The 20,879-nt window shown below is 32.3% G+C and carries 21 protein-coding genes; 5 read left to right on the forward strand and 16 right to left on the reverse strand.

What is annotated here, in order from left to right; genetic code table 11:
- Positions 1-9: 9 nt before the first annotated feature.
- Positions 10-2,766 (reverse strand): ATP-binding protein, encoded by a 2,757-nt coding sequence (locus PMOB_RS10320; protein WP_049755307.1) that lies wholly within the window; start codon positions 2,764-2,766, stop codon positions 10-12.
- Positions 2,767-3,069: 303 nt separating this feature from the next.
- Between PMOB_RS10320 and PMOB_RS08365 the strand changes: the two genes are divergently transcribed.
- Positions 3,070-5,532 carry an ATP-dependent Clp protease ATP-binding subunit gene (locus PMOB_RS08365; RefSeq protein ID WP_041534137.1) on the forward strand — a complete coding sequence of 821 codons (2,463 nt, stop codon included), beginning with the start codon at positions 3,070-3,072 and terminating at the stop codon, positions 5,530-5,532.
- A gap of 11 nt (positions 5,533-5,543) precedes the next feature.
- Here the strand turns inward: PMOB_RS08365 and rd are convergent, their stop codons facing one another.
- The 4 genes from rd to PMOB_RS08385 form a co-directional block, all read right to left on the reverse strand.
- Positions 5,544-5,708, reverse strand: a complete 165-nt coding sequence (gene rd, locus PMOB_RS08370; RefSeq protein ID WP_012209421.1) for a rubredoxin — start codon at positions 5,706-5,708, stop codon at positions 5,544-5,546.
- A 33-nt stretch (positions 5,709-5,741) separates the two neighbouring features.
- Positions 5,742-6,095 (reverse strand): class II SORL domain-containing protein, encoded by a 354-nt coding sequence (locus PMOB_RS08375; protein WP_012209422.1) that lies wholly within the window; start codon positions 6,093-6,095, stop codon positions 5,742-5,744.
- Positions 6,096-6,126: 31 nt separating this feature from the next.
- Entirely contained in the window at positions 6,127-6,636 is a 510-nt protein-coding gene (locus PMOB_RS11055; protein ID WP_012209423.1) for a rubrerythrin family protein, read from the reverse strand.
- Positions 6,637-6,773: 137 nt separating this feature from the next.
- On the reverse strand, positions 6,774-8,588 hold the full coding sequence (locus PMOB_RS08385) for a heme NO-binding domain-containing protein (RefSeq protein ID WP_012209424.1): 1,815 nt from the start codon (positions 8,586-8,588) through the stop codon (positions 6,774-6,776).
- Positions 8,589-8,900: 312 nt separating this feature from the next.
- Here PMOB_RS08385 and PMOB_RS08390 point away from each other — a divergent pair, with 312 nt between their 5' ends.
- Entirely contained in the window at positions 8,901-9,209 is a 309-nt protein-coding gene (locus PMOB_RS08390; RefSeq protein ID WP_012209425.1) for a hypothetical protein, read from the forward strand.
- Between the two features lie 3 nt (positions 9,210-9,212).
- Positions 9,213-9,767, forward strand: a complete 555-nt coding sequence (locus PMOB_RS08395) for an HD domain-containing protein (protein ID WP_369973667.1) — start codon at positions 9,213-9,215, stop codon at positions 9,765-9,767.
- A gap of 8 nt (positions 9,768-9,775) precedes the next feature.
- Here the strand turns inward: PMOB_RS08395 and PMOB_RS08400 are convergent, their stop codons facing one another.
- A complete protein-coding gene (locus PMOB_RS08400; RefSeq protein ID WP_012209427.1) occupies positions 9,776-10,015 on the reverse strand; it encodes a hypothetical protein in 240 nt (79 codons plus the stop codon).
- A 32-nt stretch (positions 10,016-10,047) separates the two neighbouring features.
- Here PMOB_RS08400 and PMOB_RS08405 point away from each other — a divergent pair, with 32 nt between their 5' ends.
- Positions 10,048-10,608 (forward strand): 2'-5' RNA ligase family protein, encoded by a 561-nt coding sequence (locus PMOB_RS08405; RefSeq protein ID WP_012209428.1) that lies wholly within the window; start codon positions 10,048-10,050, stop codon positions 10,606-10,608.
- Positions 10,609-10,610: 2 nt separating this feature from the next.
- On the opposite strand, the gene PMOB_RS08410 is transcribed toward PMOB_RS08405, so the two are convergent.
- The 10 genes from PMOB_RS08410 to PMOB_RS08455 form a co-directional block, all read right to left on the reverse strand.
- Positions 10,611-11,447 carry a DUF368 domain-containing protein gene (locus PMOB_RS08410; protein WP_012209429.1) on the reverse strand — a complete coding sequence of 279 codons (837 nt, stop codon included), beginning with the start codon at positions 11,445-11,447 and terminating at the stop codon, positions 10,611-10,613.
- A 112-nt stretch (positions 11,448-11,559) separates the two neighbouring features.
- Entirely contained in the window at positions 11,560-12,387 is an 828-nt protein-coding gene (locus PMOB_RS08415; protein WP_012209430.1) for a PHP domain-containing protein, read from the reverse strand.
- 43 nt (positions 12,388-12,430) lie between these two features.
- Positions 12,431-12,700, reverse strand: coding sequence for a hypothetical protein (locus tag PMOB_RS08420; protein WP_012209431.1), 270 nt, complete (start codon positions 12,698-12,700; stop codon positions 12,431-12,433).
- A 90-nt stretch (positions 12,701-12,790) separates the two neighbouring features.
- Positions 12,791-13,375: an NUDIX domain-containing protein gene (locus PMOB_RS08425; RefSeq protein ID WP_012209432.1), complete on the reverse strand. Its 585-nt coding sequence runs from the start codon at positions 13,373-13,375 to the stop codon at positions 12,791-12,793.
- Positions 13,372-13,905 (reverse strand): ATP-dependent protease subunit HslV, encoded by a 534-nt coding sequence (gene hslV, locus PMOB_RS08430; protein ID WP_012209433.1) that lies wholly within the window; start codon positions 13,903-13,905, stop codon positions 13,372-13,374. Before hslV ends, PMOB_RS08425 begins: the two co-directional genes overlap by 4 nt.
- Before the next feature lie 95 nt (positions 13,906-14,000).
- Positions 14,001-14,897, reverse strand: a complete 897-nt coding sequence (locus tag PMOB_RS08435) for a D-alanine--D-alanine ligase family protein (protein ID WP_012209434.1) — start codon at positions 14,895-14,897, stop codon at positions 14,001-14,003.
- A 29-nt stretch (positions 14,898-14,926) separates the two neighbouring features.
- Positions 14,927-17,215 (reverse strand): type I DNA topoisomerase, encoded by a 2,289-nt coding sequence (gene topA, locus PMOB_RS08440; RefSeq protein WP_012209435.1) that lies wholly within the window; start codon positions 17,213-17,215, stop codon positions 14,927-14,929.
- Positions 17,216-17,233: 18 nt separating this feature from the next.
- The gene (locus PMOB_RS08445; RefSeq protein WP_012209436.1) at positions 17,234-18,292 is read right to left on the reverse strand and encodes a 3'-5' exoribonuclease YhaM family protein; all 1,059 of its coding nucleotides are present in this window, start codon (positions 18,290-18,292) and stop codon (positions 17,234-17,236) included.
- Entirely contained in the window at positions 18,285-19,409 is a 1,125-nt protein-coding gene (gene alr, locus PMOB_RS08450) for an alanine racemase (RefSeq protein ID WP_012209437.1), read from the reverse strand. Before alr ends, PMOB_RS08445 begins: the two co-directional genes overlap by 8 nt.
- Complete coding sequence (locus tag PMOB_RS08455) at positions 19,399-19,713, reverse strand: hypothetical protein (RefSeq protein ID WP_123821421.1); 315 nt, start codon at positions 19,711-19,713, stop codon at positions 19,399-19,401. The genes alr and PMOB_RS08455 overlap by 11 nt, the downstream gene beginning before the upstream one ends.
- A gap of 234 nt (positions 19,714-19,947) precedes the next feature.
- Between PMOB_RS08455 and PMOB_RS08460 the strand changes: the two genes are divergently transcribed.
- Positions 19,948-20,748: a nitrilase-related carbon-nitrogen hydrolase gene (locus tag PMOB_RS08460; RefSeq protein WP_012209439.1), complete on the forward strand. Its 801-nt coding sequence runs from the start codon at positions 19,948-19,950 to the stop codon at positions 20,746-20,748.
- Positions 20,749-20,879: the final 131 nt, after the last annotated feature.

The following is a 20,879-nucleotide window of genomic DNA, read 5'->3' on the forward strand; positions in this document are numbered from 1 at the left end:
TAAAAAGTATTATTTCTCACCTGTTGGAATTTCAAATCTGAAAGAAGTTCCAGTATCGTCAGATTTTACCAAATAAATTTTACCTTTGTGTTCTTCTTCGATTATTTTTTTACAAATAGCTAAACCCAATCCTGTACCGTTACTTTTTGTAGTAAGAAAAGGGGTGAATAATTTTTCTTTAATTTCCTGGGGAATAGAGGGTCCATCGTTGGTTATTTCAAAAAAAACTTTATTTTCAGCAGTAAACCCCACTTTTATATCAATTTTTCCATTGTTATTGACACTCTCTAAAGCGTTTTTTATTAAATTCATCAATACCTGTTTTATTTTATCTTTATCTACTTTTATTAAGATCTCTTCTTTTAACCAATCAGTGTTCACCATAACGTGTTTTTGTTGTATAAAATCTTCGTACATCAATATTATTCCGCGTATGATTTCTATTAAATTGACTTCTTCAATCTGGTTAATTTTACCTCCTCTAGAATATTCTAGTATCTCATTTACTATATGTTCGAGCCTTGAAAGCTCTTCTTTAATAATTTGGGTGTATTTTTGAATATCATCCATTTCGTTCATTTTAGCTATCCTGTTTAAAAAGCCGCCGATAATAGTAATAGGATTTCTCACTTCATGAGCTATTCTAGCAGTCATTTCTCCCATGGCAGCAAGTCTTTCACGCTTTTCCATTTCTTTTTGAAGGTTGTATAGCTCGGTTACATCATCAAAAACAATTATAACGCCTTCTATCACTCCTAATTCTTCGTTTCTCAAAGGGGATAGCTGAATATCAAAAATTTTCTTGGTATCGGAAAGTTTTACTTCATAATTCTTTAATTTGATATTATTTTTGGTTTCATAAATAACTTTAATTTTTTCAATTATTTCTTCCCCTATTGTATCTGTTATATCTTGGATAGCTGTTCCGATCATGGTCTCTCTTGGCCTGGAGAAAAAATTTTCTGCCTTTCTGTTCCATTCGTTTATCTTTCCATTTCTATCAACAACAACCACCGCAACAGCCAGGTTTTGTAATATATTGTCTTTGAATCTTCTATAGTAATCCATCAAATCTTTTTGCTCTTCTAATCGCAATGTTTTTTCTTTTAATTCTTGATAATTTTCTATCATTTCTAAAGCTAATCCCATATTATCTTTAAATAATTTTACAATTTCAGTTTCAATGTTGGTGATGGGTTTTTTATTTATTTTGTTATCAACTATTACTACTCCTTTAGTTTCAGTCATTCCTGCGACTGGGAAAATAAGAAACTCATTAATTTTAACTATATCGTATATATCCTCTAAATCTTCCCATTTAATTTCCAACATTTGAGGAACGATATGTAAAACCTGTTTTTTTTCAACGACTCGTTCTAAAATAGGATGCCCTTTATATGCTAAAACTTTATTTTGTAAACTGAGGATTAGTTTATTATTGGTGGGTATTTTTATGGCCTCCTCTTTTAGGTACTGAACGACGTTTCCGTATTTTAAAGCCCTAATGTTTGCGTCTTTCCAGATTTCGGTAGCGTCTTCTTCTGTATCAGGACCAACCCATATTTTTGGAACAAGGAATCCCCGAACCTTGTCCTTTTCTAAATAAAGAGCTCTGTTGAACTTGAGACCTCTCCCAGAAGTTAAGCCTAAAAGCATTATTTTTATTGCCAAATTTTTATCGTAAACAGATCTCACAGCTTGGGATATCTTATCCAATGCATTTAGCATATCTAAGTGTTCTTTTTGTTTTTCAATAAGCTGTTCATAATTCATTTTCAATTCAGTCAATTTACTGACTTCATTTTGAAGTTTGTTGTATAAATTTATTCTATGAATAGAAAAAGCTAATCTTTTGGCGGTGTCCGAAAAAACGTGGAAATCTGCATCATCAAAATTTTTGTAAGTTCTAAATGAGTATTCTTCTTCTCTGTTATAAACACTTAAAACGCCATAAACTTCATCATTTTGTTCTATAACAGAATAAATAGAAGATTTGAGATCTATATTAAAAGGAATAAAATAATTTTGAAAGTTTTCTCGTCCCACTAGCATATAACTCGATCTTTCTTTTATTGCTTTACCTTCGAGGGTATTTTCTATAGGGATAGTTCTAGTTATGATTGTGCTTTCATCTATTCCTAAAAAGTATTTGATTTCGAGAGTATCACCTTGAAGTTTCCAGAATGCTATGCTTTCTGCATGTAGAGAATCTTTTAGGAGTTTTAATACATTATTGACTATTATATCTTTTTCGGTAATTTCTTCTATAATGTCGGTGAGCTTTTCCATTAAAATTACCTTGTCTTGCAAATCCCTAATTCTCAATTTTTCTATAATCAAATTAATCAATACGGAATAATAAAAAAAATGTTGGTCGAAAGTATTTTTATCAATTTGATTGTCAAATAATCCGACGGCGCCAATTAAGCCTTCTTCGGAAAATATCGGATACAAAAATAACTCTCTTATATCGTTTGCAGTAGAACTTACTTGTGAAATATCATCTTTTAGATTCACAGGTACGATCTCATTTGAAAAAATTTTGTTTTTTAGATCTTCGTCTCCGCGTAGGTATATTTTAATATTTTCAAACTTATCTATTGTAGAAGCTAAAGCTTTAAAAACCTCTCTGCTTGATTGATAAATAAACATAATGTTGTCTTTCTCCATTGATTCTTTCAATTGGGAAGATACTTCTTTAAAAGTTGATTTTAATACATTTTGAGGTTTATCATTGTATATAATATTTAAAATTTTGCTTACCATATGCTCCACACTCCGATATTTTGTCTTTTTCATTCTAATTATAACACTAAATTGCTTAAAAATGGGATAAAAAATACTGTAAATTCACCAATTGAATGAAATTTTCTAATGACAAGTTGGATATATTGGGCGGTTTTATAAAAGAAAATGAATTAAAACAGAAATTTAAAAATTTTTCTTGACATTTTACATTGAAAAGGATATAATGAAAATAGAATTAGCAAATAAAAGTAACGAGTGATAAAATACTTTATTACGTAGAAAAAAACTCCCTGAAAGGGATCTATGGATGGAGGTGACTTAATGAGATTCAATCCGAATGATTTTACTGAAAAATCTTTAAAAGCATTTCAAGAAGCTCAAAATGTTCTAGGTTATTCAGGAGGTAATATTCTCAAACCTGAGCATTTGTTGTTAGCAATTTTAAATGTTGAAGATGAAAATGTGGGGAAAATTTTTCAAGGTACCAATACTAATTCTATAAAAAGCAAACTTGAAGAAGCTTTATCCGAAGAAATGGGAGTTTATTACTCAATGTCCTATGGTAGTGCACAAGGTATTTATCTATCAACTAGTTTAGCAAATGCTTTACAAATAGCTAAATCAGAATCCGACAGGATGGGTTTTAAAAAAATTCCTTTACTAGCCTTATTGTTAGGGATTTTAAAGGAAGGTACATCTTACGCTTCCAAACTTCTGTCTGCTTATACTACGGAAGCTTTAATTAGAGAACGGCTACAAGAGATGTTAGAAAACGGAGACGAAGAAATAGAATCAGGTATGGGAGATCCTTTGAAAAAATTTACTGTTGATTTAACCAAAGAGGCAAAGAAAGGAAAGCTTACGCCTGTGATAGGAAGAGAAAAAGAAATAAATAGAATGATTGAAATATTATCAAGAAAGTCTAAAAATAATCCAGTATTAGTTGGCGACGCTGGAGTTGGGAAAACAGCCGTAGTAGAAGGTTTAGCGCAGTTGATAGTAGATGAAAATCCTCCTTCTTATTTGAAAAATAAGAAAATTTTACAATTAGACATGGCCGCCTTGTTGGCAGGTTCTAAATTTAGAGGTGAATTTGAAGAAAGGCTTAAATCAGTTATCGATACTGTAAAAGAAAAGAGCGACGAAATTATTCTTTTTATCGATGAACTTCACAATATAATAGGGGCTGGAGTGGCTGAAGGAAATGCAATGGATGCCGCAAATATTTTGAAGCCAGCTTTAGCTAGAGGTGAAATAAAGGTTATTGGAGCAACAACCTATGAAGAATATAAAAAATACATTGAAAAGGACAAAGCATTAGCGAGAAGGTTTCAACCGGTGTATGTACAAGAACCTACCCCTGAGCAGGCTATTGAAATACTTAAGGGTATAAAAGAAACTTACGAAAAACATCATAAGGTCGAAATATTGAATGAAGCTTTAATCGCAGCAGTTAATCTTTCTCATAGATATATTAACGACAGATTCTTACCCGATAAAGCCATAGATTTGATAGATGAAGCTTGTGCCAGAGTGAAGTTGAGAAACTCAGCCAAACCAGAGAAAATTAGAGAATTGGAAAAGAAATTGTCAAAATTAGAAGAAGAGATTAATAAACTAACTTTAGAGGAAAAATATGAAGAAGCCTCCAAAAAAAAGGCAGAGTATTTTGACCTTCAAAAGGAATTAGAACAAGCACAAAAAGCTGCTAAACGAGTACAAAGCGAAATAAGCAATGTTGTAGATGAAGACATAATAGCCTCTTTGGTACAAGAATGGACTGGAATCCCTGTTACACGAATGGTTGAAGATGAAAAGAAAAAACTTGCCAACCTTGAAAACGAAATACACAAAAGACTCGTTGACCAAGATGAAGCGGTTAACACTGTTGCAGATCATATTAAAAAGGCCAGAGCGGGATTGAAAGATCCTAAGAAACCAGTTGGTTCATTCTTGTTCCTTGGTCCAACTGGAGTAGGAAAGACTGAACTAGCAAAAACATTAGCCGAGATATTATTTGGTACTGAAGACGCACTCGTGAGAATAGATATGAGTGAATACATGGAAAAATTCAACGTTTCTAGGTTAGTAGGTGCAGCACCAGGTTACGTAGGTTTCGAACAAGGTGGACAACTAACAGAAATGATCAGAAGGCGACCCTATTCCGTTGTATTATTCGATGAAGTTGAAAAAGCTCATCCCGATGTATTCAACATATTGTTACAGATCTTAGACGATGGTAGGTTAACAGATTCTCAAGGTAGGACCGTCAATTTCAGTAATACCATCATAATACTAACTTCCAACTTAGGTTCAGAGTTACTAAATAAAACCAAGAAAAGTGTTGGTTTTGTTGGAGAAACAGAAGAAGAATCTTATGAAAACACAAAAAATGAAATTATGAGCCAAGTAAAATTGGCATTTAGACCTGAGTTTATTAACAGGCTCGACGATATTATAGTTTTCAAACCCTTGGGTATCTCCCAGATAAAGAGAATAGTCGATATAATGATTTCAAGGTTAGAAGAGAGATTGAAGGAGAAACATATTAGTATTCAAATAACAGAAGCAGCGAAGGACGTTATAGCAAAAGAAGGATTTGATCCAGTTTATGGGGCTAGACCGTTGAGAAGAGTCATAGAAAGAAAAATAGAGTCTCCTTTGGCAACTATGATCATTGAAGATACTATAAAAGAAGGAGATACGGTTATAGTTGACTCAAAAGATGGTGAAAATTTAGAAATAAGAAAATCTGGAGGAGAATTATTAAAAAAGCGGGATTAACATCCCGCTTTTTATTCTTCAAGTAATTCAAAGTCTTCTTTAGCTGCACCACAAACTGGGCAAGTCCAATCATCGGGCAAATCTTCAAAAGAGGTTCCTGGTTCTATATCGTTATCAGGATCTCCTGCTTCTGGATCGTAAATATATCCACAAATCATACACCTGTATTTTTTCATTTTTTATCAGCTCCTATTTAGTATTTTCAAAAATCATCCTACAGAAACTTTTTTAGTGTTTTCCCAAAGTCCATGAATATTGCAATGAGAGAGGGCGATCAACGTTCCTGATTTGGTTAACTTAATTTTTGCTTTTACGTGAGGTTCCCCCACCACAGGTCCAAAAATATATCTGCCAACATGTACGGTATTTGGATCATCATCATATTGTATAAAAAGATCTATCCATTCAATATGGTGTTCTACTGTGTTCGGATGTTTAATCTCTTTACCTATCTGTACATCTACTTCAAACTCTTCGTTAGGTTCCACTTTGTCTGGACAATCGATTGTAGGGACATGTTTTTCATTTTTGAAATCATTAATCTTGATAACATCACCTAACACAAAGAATCATCTCCTTTCTTAAAAAATCTAGTTAGAATTCTACAAATTTGCTTCTCGGAGCTCCGCAAACAGGACATTTTTCTGGTGCTTCTCCTTCTACAGTATAACCACAGACATCACATATGAAGATTTTACCAACTTCAACATCTTTACCCTGGTCTGCAACCTTTTTTGCGTTCTTGTACCACTCTGCGTGTATTTTCTCTGCTTCCAAAGCAAAATAGGTGGTTCTTACCGCTTCATTTTCTTCTTGAAAGTTAGCTGCATTGTTGTACACTGGATACATTTCTTCAATTTCAAAGGTTTCTCCGTCTATACATTGTTGGAGGTTATCTTGAGTTGATCCAATATAACCCAAGGCTCTGTAATGATTCCTTGCATGAACAAACTCAGCATGGGCAATAGCTTTCCACATTCTTGCAAGGTTTTTTAACCCTTTTTCTTCCGCTTCAGTAGAGAAAATCAAATACTTCATATGTGCCTTGGATTCACCACAAAATGCATCCTCTAAAAACTGTCTTGTCATTTCTCTTTCTACCAAAGTTATCTACCCCCTTATTTAAACTTATTATCGTCTTTCAAAATTCTTAAATGTTTTAAAGGCGCAATCTAAAGTAAAGTATAACATGAAAGTTTTAAAAAAAGATTAAAAAAATAACATAATTTTGAAATAAAAGATCAATTCTTATTGGATAAGCTTTCTTTAAGTGAAGAAATAAACCTATCCACCTCTTTTATGTTCTGTAGGATTTCTTTTATATTATTTACAAACGTTTTGACGGAGCTAGATATTTCTTCAGCGGTAGCCGAACCTTCTTCGGATATAGCTAGTAAGTTTTGGGTGTTTTTAGTTAAATCTTCTAGTTTGACCCCTTCACTGCTTAATTCGTTTAATATTTCGTGTATCTCTTTAGAGATATTTTTTATATTAGTTGCAGATTCTTTATTATTTAGAGAGCTAATTCTTAGATTGTTAGCTCCTTCTCTCATTGCCTTAAACTCTTTTTCCACAGTTTCTGTTAATAGCTGAATACCTGAAGATATTCTACTAAGTATATTATCAATCTGTGAAGCGGCTATTTTGCTTTCCTCTGCTAATTTTCTTATTTCATCAGCTACCACCGCAAATCCTCTGCCAGCTTCTCCTGCTCTTGAAGCTTCAATTGCCGCGTTTAAGGCTAACAAATTAGTTTGATCAGCAATACCCTTTACCGTGTCAACAACCTTAAGAATTTCTTTAGTATCCTCTTCTAACTTATCACTTTCTTTCACTAAATTATTGAATCTTTCGCTCATATTTTCTATTTCTTTTGAGGATGCTTCTACTTTTGAAGAGGAATCATTGATTCTTTTGACAGCATTTTCCAAAGAGTCTACCATCTGATCTTCTCTAGATATGATACTTTGTATTGTATTTACATTTACTTCAACTACATTTGATATTGATTCGGCATCTTGAGCGATCTGTTCCGAACTTATAGCCACCTGTTCAACTAGTTCTCCTATTGAGTCACTTATTTCCTTCATTTCTTCAGCTCTTTCGCCAACTTTTTCAGTAAAGGTTTCTATTTCTTCTATATCTCCAGTTAATTGAATAAAAATACCATTAAAATTGCTTCTCAAATTATCAATTTCTAAAGAATGCTTTTCAAGCATTTTTTCTCCCTTTAAAAGTACGGGTTTATCATATTCGAGGTTATTTAAATTTTGCAACCCTTCTGAAGAAGAAGAAAATAACCTTTTGAAATAATTACCCATCGAAAGAATAAACGCTCCAGATAAGATACCTGTAATTAAAAATGTATACCAATGGTTTCCTAAAATCCAAGTAAAAAGCCAAGATAATAAAAAGACAATGATTATTGTATAAAAAGTTAGAGAAGTGAAAAACATTTTCATTAATGATAAGCTCATAGCTGTGAAAAACCTTGCCTTCTTGATTTTTGCGTATGGTTTCTCGCTTTTTAATTTTATTTTTAGAAAACTTCCCTGATCAGTGTTTCCTTGATCAATAATCTCATATTCAATTTTTTCACCAAAAACCTCGGCGGAACCTTCCAACAATCCTAAGAAATAGTATCTCATATCTCTGAAAGAACGATAGGTAATGTAGGCTGAGTTGCTATCTATGATTTCAAATTCAATCGCGGGAGGTTTGGCTCCTTTTATTCTCCTTGTCAACGATTTATGAACGTCATTCATGGTTGATAAAAATGACAGAAGTCCCTTTTTTCTGAAAAAATTAGGGTAATATTTTTTGAACGTATAAATGTTTTTTTTCCCTAATTCTTTCATGAGCTCTTCTTTTGATTTATTAGTTGTTTTACTCATTAAATCAAGAAGTTTAAAAACTTTTGAATCTTCCAAATCTTCGAAAGGAGAGAAGTGTTTATCTTTTGGAATTCCTATTTCGGTTAAAAGCTGATTAACATAATCTTCTCCATATGTATTTTTCCAAGTTTCCATCCAAGTTTCTACGATCATTCCCTTCATCAAATTCCCTCCTAAGTGTAGTAGTTATAGCAACTTTAAGAATTCTAAACCAAGCTTTAGCAGCCCGAACAATAAAAAATCTTTATCTTTTTGTCCTTAAATTATACCATATTTTTTCTGGTTATTTAATTATTAAAAATACAGGGCAAATAATTTGTATATTTAGAAAATGCCTAAATAGACTAATTGATTGGTTAATAAGTTTGAGAAAGCTTATTTATTGCACGAAAGGCCTTTGAAATCTGCAAAATTGTGATATAATAATTAAAATGATATAAAAATCTCTTTTTCCAAAGGAGGTACGCAAAAAGGATGGCTAAGAATAATGTTGAAGATTTAGAGAATAGAATAAAACTATTAGAAGAACAAAATAAAGAAAATAGGGAAACTTTGGACGACCTGCTTTTTCAAAATTCAAAGATGAAAGAAAAATTAAATAAAATATGGCGTAATCTGAAGATCATGTTTTGGTTATTTTTTGGTTTAGTTGCATGTTTAATATTAATTTTTACCACTACCCCACCCGTGGTAATCGGTTTATGGATCATCTTTGGAGCTATTTTATTTACTGTATTAATTTTTTATTATTACTTTAAATTTGCTTATAATAAATTTGAATAAGGAGTGATTTTTTTGACTAAAGAAGAAGCCCTTGAGTTACTAAAGCAAAACTTAAAAACGGATAATTTGTTCACTCATTCCCTTGCCGTTGGAGCTATTATGAAAGAGTTAGCAATACATCTAAACAAAGATGAGCAAAAATGGGAAATCACCGGTTTACTACACGACTTGGATTACGAAGAAACCAAAGATGATCCAGCTAATCATGCGTTAAAAACTGTTGAAATGCTTGGAGACAAGGTCGATCAAGATGTAAAAGACGCTATATTGGCGCATAACGAAAAAAAAGCGTTGGAAAAAGATATTGAGATAGCCTTATATGCTGCAGATCAACTTTCTGGGCTTATTGTTGCCTCTGTCTTAGTAAGGCCAAGCAAAGATATAGCTGAATTATCAGTTAAATCATTAAAAAAAAAGTTCAAAGACAATGCTTTTGCTAGAGGAGCGGACAGAGAAAAAATAAAAGAAATAACCAAACTGAACATCGAATTAGACGATTTCTTCAAAATAGCCATAGATGGTATGGTTCGAATAAAAGACGAATTGAACTTAGTTTGATAAACACTTTAATCATTTTCATTATTTTTATTCTTTACATCTTTTGACTCATTTTGAAGTTCAGCGATTCTTAGGTTCATCAAAGTGAAAAAAGAAATTGAAACAACACCAAATGTGGCAAAAATCCAAGTTACTAGAGAAAACCAAAAAAGTTTTGTGAACCAAAAATAGAATATTAAAAGAACTCCAACAGAAATAGAGAAATAATAGATAAGAAACTTTATGATTCGTTTTTTGTTGTAGCTCATTTTTAAACCTCCCACTAAAAAAGGTGATAATCGTGCAAGCTCTTTTGACTATTCTACCTCAACCTTTTTACAATAAAATAACAAAACTTTGGAATGAATTAGAAAAGAATTTTGGCGTTAATTGGGTAAAAAACAACGTACCTTTTCCCCATATAACTTGGAGTGTTGCTGAGAATTATAAAGTTAACGATTTAAATAAGTTACTCAAAAAGGCAACCAAAGAATTGGATTCATTAACCATAAAAACGGAAGGTGTAGCCTTATTTACCGGCAAAAAATTAACCTTGTACATCCCTGTAAAACCGACAAAAGAAATTTTGAACTTTCACGAATACCTTTGGAATTTGGTCAATGTAAATGACTCAAAGCTTAATGAATATTACTCTCCTGATAATTGGTTTCCACATATAACTTTAGCGGTAGAAGATATTAATAAAGAGAACATTGGACAGATTACCAGTTATTTGTCTGATAAAAAGTTAAAGTATCAAATAAAGTTGGAATCTCTTTCCCTTGTTCATAGAGAGTTGGGGAAAGAGGTTGAAATTGATCAAACTTTTGGAATACCAAAAAAGAGAAAAAGGAAACAGTGAAATTATTTATTGTTTCTACCGAACCTCTCGATAATTACAATTACTATGGCTCCAATTAAACCAAATATTAAAAAACTAACAAAGTTATCTATTCTTGAAATGGGAGCCCTCAATCCTCCAACCATTAGTCCCATCAAAAAAAACATTGTCGTGAGGTAAAAATTGTCCAACACCCATTTCAATAGTCTACTCATAGAAGCCAATCCCAGTACAACACCCAAAACAAAGGTTATCAGTACAGGGAAATTAAAATCATTAACTGCTTTTACAATGAATGAATATTGATTCAAAAGTAATAGGACGTATGCACCGGAAATGCCCGGTAGGATCATAGCAGAGATAGCCAAAAATCCAGAAGAAAAGATTATTAAAAAATCGTGTTGTTCTAATAAAAACTGTGCCCCTGAAATATAGAAGGCAACTAAAAAACCAATAGCGGTTGAAATAAAAAAAGAAACGTATTTAGATTTTTGCGTATTTTTGAAATCAGGATTTTTAAATATATCTGAGCCTAAAAAAAAGATACTCCCGATAATTAAACCTGAAAAGAATGAAAAGACACTTGTTTGGTAGTTAGTTATTAAAAAGTCTATAAGTCCCAAGGTTGAGAACATTCCAAGAAAAACACCTATGTACAACAATATCAAAAATCTAAGTTCCCGACTTTTCGTTAAAGTTTTGAAATTGAATAAATTAGAAAAAACAAAAGACCATGCAGATATGAAACTCTCATAAATGCCTAGTATCAAAGCTATCGTAGCGCCTGAAACTCCCGGGATAGAATCAGAAATACCCATGAAAATACCATACAACGGAATTAACAGATTTTTTTTCTTCATAAAAACCTCCATTAAATATATTTCTTTTATAAAAAAACCCCGCATAAAGCGGGATAAGTTGGGGATTTTATTGGGGGTTATTGTTTTCTAAATCTATTATATGCAAAGAATCTTAAAGCATCCTTAAAATATTTAAAAATGGTTCTAATTCTTCTTTGCTGATGTTAATCCCCATTTCTATCCCTGCTTTGTTTGTTCCATGATAATCCGAACCAGCGGTTATAAACAAATCATACTTTTTGGCAAGTGCTTTATACTTTTCGTTCATTTCTTTGGTGTGCGAGGAGTAATAAGCTTCTATGCCATCTAACCCATAATCTACTAACTCTCTGATCAGATTGGCTAGATTTTGTTCATCGAGTTTTGTTTGATAAGGGTGTGCCAAAACAACTACACCACCCGCTTCCTTAATTAACAATATTGCATCTTTTGGATTCAACCTTTTTTTATCTAAGTAAAGAGGAGCTCCTTTCTTTAAATACTTATCGAAAGCCTCTTGTTTGTTGCTTACATAATTTTTCTTCACCATTAAAGAAGCAAAATGGGGCCTACCAATCAATTCTCCACCTGCTTCTTTTTTTAGTTCTTCAAGGGTAATTTGAAAACCAAGTTTTTGCATGTTTTCGATCATTAAAACGTTTCTTTTTTTTCTGAACTCTTGAAGCTCTTCTAAAACCTTATTTAGTCTTTCGTTATTGCTATCAAAACCGTATCCTAATAGGTGTAGAGTGGTTGGGAATTCTGCACTTATCTCTACTCCAGGAACAAATTTTAATTTTTTTAAATCTTTAAAATTTTCTAAAGATTTTACTCCATCAAGGGTATCGTGATCGGTGATAGATAGATATTCTATATTTTTTTCTAAAGCCAGATTCAATAATTCATTAGGAGTGTTACTTCCGTCTGATCCTGTAGAATGAGTATGAAAATCTACTTTCACATTTTCCCTCCAGTTTTAATTAGTATTACAACGCTCCTTTTACTTATTTTTTCCAAAGAACTTTATTTTTTTCATCGTCGTATATTTCTTCAACGTCTTCGGGTATATCGATTTCTTCTATATATTTGGATATAGTTTCTTTGATCAAATCTTCCGGTAAAGAAGTGATGAGCCATAAGTCGCTTAACCAAACTTTGTTGTTTTCTCTAAGCGGTGCTTTATAAATAGCACTTTCTACTGCTTTTGCAAAGGTAGATAAAGGAACTTCCTTTATAAAACCTTTACCTGAATTTTCTCCGTAAATGTTGTTCATAAAATAAATTTAGACCTCCTTTATATTCGCTTCAGCTGAGACCCTCTGTCCCTTAAGGGTAGTTGGCTGCACCCATTTAAGGAAGGGAACTTACAAGTTATTTAAAGCAATTTTTGTCCAACCTTCAAAATTCACATCTTTTAAATTTACGATTTCTTCTTTTTTCATCCAAGTGCTCTCAAAGTTATCTTCTTCTTTAATCTTAGCAGAATCGATGAATCCGACGAAAAGAACACCTAAATGAACTTTGGATACATCTTCATCGTTATCATTGATTATTCCTTTGTAAACATATTTATATGAATTGGTAATCCATAATTCTTCGTTAATTTCTCGATCCATCCCGTTGAAAAAAGTTTGTTCCATAGTAATACCATTATCTCCTTTGTTTATGTGACCCCCTATCCCTATCGATATTTTGTTATGAAGTCTTTTTTCTCCTTGATTTTGTGTCCTTTTTAAAACTAAAATCTCGTCTTGGAAGTTTCTGAACACAACATAAGGTATGATTTGTTTGTAATTATAATCGTTTTCGAGTGCATTTCTTTCATAGAAATTACCACTTTCTAATATTTCCACAAAATCGCTGAATTTTATTTTAAAAAAATTGTCATTGTTCGAAGATATTTTTTCGTCCATTTTTTTTGTGGGAATAGCTAAAATTTGTTCACTCATTCTATAATCTCCATGGTGATATTATCGTTCGTATAAATACAAATTTCACCAGCAATTTTTATTGCTTTTTGAGCGATTTCTTCAGCATCTAAGTCTGTGTTTCTCAATAGAGCCATTGCTGCAGCATAAGCATAAGGTCCACCGGAGCCAATTGCGATTGCATCTTCTTGTGGTTCCATTACTTCGCCATTGCCTGAAATTAGAAAGATATTTTCTTTGTCGGCGACTAATAATAATGCTTCAAGTCTTCTAAGTGCTTTGTCCATACGCCATTCTTTGGTCAGTTCCACAGCTGCTTTCATAAGATTGCCATGTGAAGACTTATACTTTCCTTCAAATCTTTCATACAAAGCCAAGGCATCGGCTACGGATCCAGCGAAACCTGATATTACTTTTCCTTCGCCTAATCTTCGCACTTTTTTGGCGTTACCTTTAAAGATTGTTTCTCCCATTGTTACCTGTCCATCACCACATATTACAGTTTTTCCGTTTCTTTTTACTCCTAATATTGTTGTCCCATGAAAATCCATAAATTATTTTTCCTCCTTGCAGTCACATTTTTGTGTTTTTTATAGCGCCCCTTCTCCCCGCTCCCCACCCATAAGGAAAAGAGCTTTTTACTCTTTCACCCTGCAACCCGCGCAACATGGTTTTTAATTATTATATTTATTAACTCATCAAAGCTAATTCCAGCAGCTAGTGCGGATGTAGGAAGATCACTTAATTCTGTTAAACCAGGCACAGTATTTATTTCCAAAACGTAAACTTCATCGTCTTTTAAGATGGCGTCGATCCGAAACATGTCTTTAAAAGTGAGTGTTTGCATAACGTGATTCCCTATTTCATTTATTTTTTGTATGATTTTTTCGGGTGAATTAAGCTGTGGCTTGAGTTCCGTTAACCCGTTAGTATATTTTGCTTCATAGTCATAGAATTCTTTTTTTGGAATAATTTCAAGAATTGGTAGTAATATGAACTCTTCATTTTTCTGAATATAAGATATCGTTATTTCCCGGCCTTTTATATATTCTTGAACCAGAACTTCCTGAAATTCTTTCAAATCTTTTTCTAAATAGAATTTGTATTCATTTTCGTTGTGAATGATGTATACTCCTTTACTCGATCCACTTTTTCTAGGTTTGATGATGAAAGGGTATTCAAAGGGCGGTAATATCAATTTGTTGGTTAGGGTTGTCTGAGGCATTTGTATATAATTTTTAAATAGAGAGTAGAATATAAATTTATCGTATGTGGCTATACATGTTTCAGGGTTTGAACATGTGTAGTCTATTCCTAAGATTTCTAATAAGGAAGGTAATCTTCCGTCTTCTCCGTAATCTCCATGTACCACGTTGAAGGCGAATTTATAATTTTGAATTTTATTTATAAAATCATCATCTATTAAATCTAAGATTACTGGTTTATAACCTAAATTACTTATAGAATTAAAAACATTTTTTGCGCTTGTTAAGGAAATTTCTCTCTCTTTAGATTTCCCACCTGTAATGATTGGGATGTACATCGTTTTTTCTCCTTTTTTACTTTGTCTGTTTATTTTGTTAGTTGTTTGATTTCTTCAATGTCAAAGTATGCTTTGTCTTTTTCACGGTATAATTTTTCTTTTCCTTTTGAGGTTTTGTAAAAAAGGGTTTCTCCACAGTTGGGGCAACTGTATTCTGAAGGCTCATTCCAATACATGGTACTACAAGAATTACATTTGAAATAAGTTTTTCCTTTTTTGCTTTTTAATTTTACGATGTCACCTCCACAGTTGGGACATTTCCCTCGCGCTTTCACATTCCGAGTGTATTTACATTCTGGGTAATTACTGCATGCAATAAATTCTCCGAATTTCCCGTGTTTCAATATGAGATCTCCACCGCAAATGGGGCATTTTTCATCTATTTTATTCTCTTCTTTGTCTATTTTTAAAGTTTCTTGTAGATATTCTTTTATGTATAATTTCTCCTTAATTGTTACTCCAAATGATTCCGCTGGGATTTTCTGAGTTTCCTTGCATTCTTCACAAGATAAATATAGACCATATCTCCCAAAATTTAATTTCATATTTTTCCCACATTTTTCACAAGGGACATCACTTTCGTAGTGTAAAATTTCTTTTTTATTTTTGATGTTGTTAGATGCAGTCGAAAGGAATGTCTCAAACTCTTTGTAAAACTGCTCTAGAACGACTTTACTTTTGTTTTTTCCGTCTTCTATCTTATCAAGGTCTTCTTCCATGTTCGCAGTGAATTTTACGTCGACTATTTCTGGGAAATATGTTTCCAAAAAGTCAGTTACTACAAAACCAGTAGTTGTAGGCCTCAAGGTACTTTTTGCTATTTTGGATACGTATTTCCGCTGCAAAAGTGTGGATATTATGGTTGCGTATGTTGATGGCCTTCCAATACCTTTAGATTCTAATTCTTTTATCAATGTTGCCTCCGTATATCTATTTGGAGGATTAGTCTCTTTTTCTTCGAATTTTAATTGGTCATATGTGATCTTATCATTTTTACCTATTTCAAAATTAACTTCTTTATTGTTAGGATTCCAGAATTTCTCAAATCCATCAAAGATACATTTTTTGGACGTTATTTCAAATGCGTATTTGTTGGTGTTGTCTTCAATAGTGTATGTTTTTTCTAAATATCTTGATGGAGCTGATTGAGAGGCCATGAATCTATTCCAAATAAGGGTGTACAATTTCAAATGGTCTGATGAAATTAACCTTTTTGCATTGTTGACATCCATGTTGATGTCTGTAGGCCTTATAGCCTCGTGAGCATCTTGAACATTGGATTTTTTGTTTTTTGATAAGTAATGTCCAACGTAATCTTTTCCATAATTTTTTTCCAAATAGTTAATAGCAGCCTGTTGAGCTTCATTTGAAACTCGTGTAGAATCAGTTCTCATATAAGTAATAAACGCAATACTTCCTTCAGAGGTTTCCACACCTTCATACAACTCTTGAGCGATTTTCATTACTTTAGATGAAGCCCAGTTAAAAGTCGAAACCGCTGCTTGTTGTAGCGTACTTGTAATGAATGGTAATGGGGGTTTTCTTATTGATTCTTTTTCTTCTACGTTCACCAGTTTAAAATCCTTGTCTTTCAAATATTCGAAGATCTGGTCTTTTTTTATTTTTGTTATGCTTTCGGGTTTTATTTTTTTACCGTCTTCTTTTGTTAAAGGTATATTTTGACCTTTGTACTCAAGATAGATATTGAAGTATTTTTTTGGTTTGAAGATAAAAATTTTTCTTTCTTTATCCACTATCAATTTCAATGCTGCAGATTGAACCCTTCCCGCGCTTGTTTTGTAATCTTTTAATACTTTCCAAACCAAAGGTGAAATTTTATATCCTACCAATCGGTCCAAGATTCTCCTAGCTATTTGAGCATCTACTTTTTTTAAGTCTAAACTTTGAGGATTACTTATTGAATTTTTTATTGCATTTTTTGTTATTTCTGAGAATATAATTCGATTTTTCTCTTTTGGATCAAGATCTAAAATCTGAGAAAGATGCCATGCTATAGCTTCTCCCTCTCTGTCCATATCCGATGCTAGTAATACTTTTCTCCCTTTTGTTTCTTTCTTGATTTCTTGTATAACCTTTTCTTTACCGGGAATCACTTGAAAGATAGGTTCAAAGTCGTGTTCGATATCAACTCCAAACTCTTTTTTAGGTAAGTCGCGTATATGACCTTTTGAAGCTATTACTTTGTATTCCTTTCCTAAATATCTTTCTATTGTTTTTGCTTTTGACGGGGATTCTACTATTACTACGTATTTACTTTCTTCACTATTTCCTTTGGATTTAGTGCTTTTTTTGGGCATTAATTGAATTACCTCCCGCTAGTATTTTTCTATTTTTATCTTACGTGCCAGCCTTTTATCGTATTCACTCCAACTTTGATCTTTATTTATTTGTAAGGTATTTCTAATATTGTCTTTAACTTGAGCGATTTTGGAGTCGACATTATCACTTAAACCAATTATGAATGATTCGATGGTTTTTGGGACTACAGGACTTCCATATTCTATTTCTCCATGATGGGAGAGGATGATGTGTATTATATGGTTAAGATCTGATTCTTTTATTTTTGGATTTATTTTTTTTGACTCTTCGTACACTATTTTTGTTCCCAGATGTATGTGTCCAATTAATTCACCTAGTTCAGTTTTTTCTATTCCACTGGGTTTTATAACGTATTCTTCTATTTTCCCTATATCGTGCAACAGTGATCCAGCTATTATAATATCTTTATTGATGCATATCTCATTATCTTCGTTATAAAGATCATACAATCTTAAAGATAGTTCAGTAACCATTACAGTATGTTCCAATAAACCTCCAGGATAGGCATGATGTACTTCCACTGCAGCTGGAGAAAAAAGAAAGGATTCTCTTAATTTTGAATTAACCAAAAAGATCTGTTTCAATAAAGATCTGATACCTTCATTTTCAACGGCTTGTATGTATTGTTCGAGTTTAGTTGTTAACTTTGATAGATCATTATTAGAAAATAGCAAGTACTTTTCGGGGTTGATATTCGTTATGTTGATCTTTTGCACTGAATTGGTCTCGTTACTAATATTGATTTGAAGCCTATTTTCAAAGTAAACTATTTTCCCCTTTACTTTTATAACGTCTCCAATTTGAATCTTGTTATTGTTTGCTTCTGCGTTATACCAATCGATAGCTCTAATGGACTGACTTTTATCGGCAATTGTAAACAATAAAAACGTTTTGTCATTTTTTGTTTTTTGAAGCTTTTTGCTCACAACTTTACCTTCTACTTCTGCGTCTTCAGTGGGTTTTAAATCAGATATTAAAGTAATATTTTCTACAGCTGCCTTTGGTTGAAACGGATTATCTTTTATTATATCTCCCAAAGAATATTCTTCATTCAAAATATTTTCCTCCCTTAATGTAAATCCGCCGAACCCTTTGAGCTATTCTTGAGGTTACTTCATAGTTTATAGTAGAAGCGTTTTCAGCTACTTCTTCTGCGGTTATTTGATCGTATTTTTGCCTCCCAATGATTACAACTTCATCACCTAGTGATACATTATTATCAGTAACGTCCACAACTATTTGATCCATAGATACCCTTCCTAATATTTTAGATCGCTTTCCGTTAATTAAAACTTCTCCTTTGTTGGAAAGGGCTCTAAAATAACCATCTGCATACCCTATAGGAACAATAGCGGTTTTCATCCTTTTTTGCACTTCGTAAGTTCGTCCATAACCGATAGTATCATTCGGTTGAAGGTTTTGAATGTTCGCGACAATGCTTTTTAGTTCCAAAATAGGTTTTAATTGATCTATTTTATAAGTTGTAGATGGTTGTAAGCCATAAGTGGCAATGCCTGGCCTCACATAATCTAAAGCGAATTCTGGGAAAAAAAGGGCAGCAGCACTATTAGAAATATGTTTTTTTTCAACATCTATGCCTGAACCAATTATATAATCCAATAACCCCTTATATTTTTCAAATTGAACTCTGGTAAAATCATCTTTTTCATCTGCATTGGCAAAATGAGAATAAACGCCTTCTATTTGAATGTTTCTATCTTTGATCAACTTTATTAATTGAGGTAATTTTTCCTCTTTTATGCCAATTCTGTTGATTCCAGTATCCACGTTGATATGGAACTTAAATTTATCAACATCTTTTCCTAGTATATCACATACTTTTTCTAAAAATGTAGAAGAAGTAATTGTTGGCCTTAAAAAATGAGCGAATTCCAATAATTCTTTAAAATCATCTGGGCTAAAGTAATTAAAGATTAAAATTGGGAGGTGTATCCCCCGGTTTAAGATTTCTAAAGCTTCTTCCAAATAAGCAACAGCCAACATACTATAACCTTCTTTAAATACTTGCATTGCCAAAGGCAACATACCATGTCCATAAGCGTTTGCTTTTAAAACTGGTATGATATGCGCTTTTGTTTGATTTTGTATATAATTTAAATTTTCTAAGTATTTATCAATATTTATATATGCTGCCGTTTCTCTACCCTTCAAGTTTATCCCCTTTTAAAATAGAAATGAGTTTATCTCGTTCTTTTATATACTTAGGCAAAATAATTGTTTTATCTTTTAAAATTATTATTATTTTTCTGGAAGTTATAACCGTTTCTTTTATGGAGGATTTACTGAAATGTTCATATTTTTCTGAAAATACGGAGGTGATAACGTAAAAGGTTTTGTTATTTTGATCATAAATAATAGGATATCGCATGAATTTTCTAATGGAATAAAATAAAAGTGTAACTATTATTCCAAGAAATATATAAGCAATAATACCTTTCGGATAAAGACTGTACACATAATTACCCAATATGAATAAAAATAAAACAAAAATTAGAGGTAGCAGGTAGAGAATTTTTGAATATCTAAATTTATAAAGAATTTTTAAACCCCTCTTTTGTCTAATTGGTTTTTTAGAATCGACAATTAACATTATACAATAATTTTAAATAGTTGGCAAAAGTTTTCTTCTTTTTATTATATAATGTGCATTGGAGTAGAGTAAATGGGTGAGTGAAGAGGAGGTTGAAAAATGTTTAAAGTTAGCGTAGTTCAATTCAAACCAGAACTATTTGAGATCGAGAAAAATGTAAATAAGGTAATGAAGATTATCGAAGGAGTCGATAGCAATTTTATAGTCTTTCCAGAATTAGCTTTTACCGGTTATGCTTTTTCCTCTAAAAAAGAAGTAGAAGAAACTTACGAGTCGCCTTTAGATGGGATCGGATACGCCTTTAAAACTTTTAAGGAATTTTCTAAAGATACTGGTGTAAGTGTAGTATATGGTTTTAACGAGAAGTATGAAGGTAAGTATTATAATTCATCAATTTTGATCAAAAGTGATGGGACATATAAAATATATAGAAAGACTCACTTGTTTTTCAGAGAGAAACTGTTTTTTACCCCGGGGGACACGGGTTTTTGGGTGGATAATATTAACGGAATAAATGTTGGAGTTGCCATCTGTTTTGATTGGTACTTTCCGGAATCCTTTAGAACATTGGCTTTATTAGGTGCAGATTTAATTTTGCATCCAGCCAATTTAGTCTTACCATATTGTCAAGAAGCCAATAAAATTAGATCTTTAGAAAACAAGATTTATATTGCCACATCAAATATTTGGGGAACCCAGATCAACGGTGAAATAGAGTATTCTTTCACGGGTAAAAGTCAAGTGACTTCACCTGATGGAGAGGTGCTTTTTAGATTACCAGAGCAAGGTGATTTTATTCAAACAGCAGAAATAGATGAAAGGAAATCTCAAAATAAACGTATTAATGAATACAACGATCTCTTCCAAGATCGAAAACCAAAATATTATTTTCACTCTTAGATTAAGAGTGATATAATTTTTGATTGCGTTTAAATTTAGCTAGCTTATAAGCACTTTATCATAGATATTATATGTATTCTCTTAACTTAATAAATCACTTGAAAAAAACGATTGTTTGAATTATAATAGTA

The organism is Petrotoga mobilis SJ95 (assembly GCF_000018605.1).
Classification (GTDB): Bacteria; Thermotogota; Thermotogae; order Petrotogales; family Petrotogaceae; genus Petrotoga; species Petrotoga mobilis.